The organism is Oribacterium sp. Sow4_G1_1 (assembly GCF_052116105.1).
Classification (GTDB): Bacteria; Bacillota; Clostridia; order Lachnospirales; family Lachnospiraceae; genus Oribacterium.
This window is the reverse complement of record NZ_JBQKLS010000040.1, coordinates 1-1,953: the sequence shown is the minus strand read 5'-3', so window position 1 is coordinate 1,953 and position 1,953 is coordinate 1. Positions and strand designations below refer to the sequence as shown.

The 1,953-nt window shown below is 46.0% G+C and carries 2 protein-coding genes; one reads left to right on the top strand and one right to left on the bottom strand.

The annotated features are described in order from the left end of the window. Positions 1-145 precede the first annotated feature (145 nt). Positions 146-1,453, top strand: coding sequence for an IS30 family transposase (locus ACTQ52_RS12260; protein WP_441982783.1), 1,308 nt, complete (start codon positions 146-148; stop codon positions 1,451-1,453). Positions 1,454-1,646: 193 nt separating this feature from the next. Here the strand turns inward: ACTQ52_RS12260 and ACTQ52_RS12255 are convergent, their stop codons facing one another. Next, on the bottom strand, positions 1,647-1,850 hold the full coding sequence (locus tag ACTQ52_RS12255) for a hypothetical protein (protein ID WP_441982782.1): 204 nt from the start codon (positions 1,848-1,850) through the stop codon (positions 1,647-1,649). Positions 1,851-1,953: the final 103 nt, after the last annotated feature.

Sequence of the window (1,953 nt, the reverse complement as noted above, 5' to 3'; positions counted from 1 at the left end):
AGTGACTTGTCAAACTAACTTCCACCCCTCTTCTTCCAAAGATGGAACTTACTTATTCCAAATGCCATAGTGGAATTAAGTAATTCCAAATGCTATTCTTTGCAGGTTCATCGATGCATTCCCTCCGGCTCCATTGGAGGAACATATGAGCAAGAATAAACATCTCGTCCTGGCAGACCGGTGCGTTATTGAGCAGGAGCTCAATAACAGATCCAGCTTTAAGGAGATAGGTGCCCTTGTCAGGAAGGACTGCACCACCATTTCCAAGGAAGTTCGAAATCACATTTGTTTCGTAAAGAAAGGCGCACCGTACAGAAACTTCAACGACTGCGTCCACAGATTCCACTGTCACTATTCTGGTGATCTTTGCGATGAGTGCACACGTAAGCAAAAGAAAACCTGCAGTCTTTGCGGCAAGTGTACTACCGTTTGCCCTGACTATGTAAAGGAAGAATGTTCTTTTCTCAAAAAGCCACCGTATGTATGTAACGGCTGCCCTAAGCGGAATGCGTGCACGCTTGAAAAGCATCTCTACATAGCTCATGACGCTCAGCGTGAGTATGAGCTTGTACGAAGCGAATCAAGATCTGGCTTTAACCTCACAAAACAGGAGATGCATCAGTTAGACGCTGTCCTCAGCCCTTTACTGAAGAACGGCCAGTCCATTCATCATGTCATGGCGAATAACGCTGATCGGATTCCGCGCTGTTCAAAGACGATATACCGGTATGTTGACGGTGGAGTTTTTGGGGCAAGAAACATCGATCTTCCACGGAAGGTAAGATTCAGACCTCGTAAGGCGACATCTGTTCCATTAAAGGTCGACAAGGCCTGTCGGGTGGGGCGGACCTACGAGGACTTCAAAATCTATCACTTTGAGCATCCTGAACTGCCTATCGTAGAGTTGGATTCCGTTGAAGGAGTAAAAGGCGGAGCCGTACTTCTGACGATTCATTTCGTCCGCCAGAAGTTCCAACTCGCTTTTCGCAGAGATGCAAATGACTCATTCTCTGTTATTGAGATCTTCAACGACCTGTACGAAAAGCTGGGCAAAGAACTATACATGCAGCTGTTTCCTGTCCTGTTAGCGGATAACGGCAGTGAATTCTCAAACCCTACTGCATTGGAATACGGTCCAGATGGCGAGCTCCGCTCAAGGGTGTTTTACTGCAATCCTTCTGCACCGAACGAAAAGGGTGCGTGCGAGAACAACCATGAGTTTATTCGGAGAGTCATACCGAAAGGCACTGATATCGGTCCCTATTCGCAAGACCAGATTGACCTGATGATGAACCACATCAATTCATACAGTCGTCCTGAGCTTGGAAACAAACCTCCGTACGCTCTGATGGAGTTTTATTACGGAAAAACACCTTTGGAAAAATTCCGTTTTTCTGTGATTGCTCCAAACGACATCGTTTTGAAGCCGTCATTACTCAAGCGTCATAATTAAGAAAACTTAAAGGTAGGAACGAAGTCAAGAGACAGTACGCTGGGCGCTGCGTGCCCGGGCAGCTCTTGACGGAGTGACGAACCACATCCTCCCGCATGGGCAGCAAACGAGTTGCTGCCCTGCTTCCGGCGAGGACGGGTCTGGGCAGAGCCCAGTGAACCTGGATTTGTAAAAAGCAAAAATTTAAGTCACTTTAGATCAGAGTTTCTGCGTAAGCAGAAACTTCCTTTTCAAAAGAAAAAAGCCGGAACGTAACGCATTCGATGATGCCCATAACACCTAAACAGGGGTGGAATTCACTAACTCCAAACAAGAAAATGTGAACTCGACTTCTCATTTTTATACGCATTTTTCCGACTTTTCTGTAAGTATAGCGGCGTTTCTTCGATTTTTCCATCGTTTCCGCTCTTTTTCGGCACAAAAAAACTCCACCCCGTGGAATTTACTCCTACAAGGTGGAATTTAGTCTTACAAACTGGAATTAGCTTTTACAACTGACC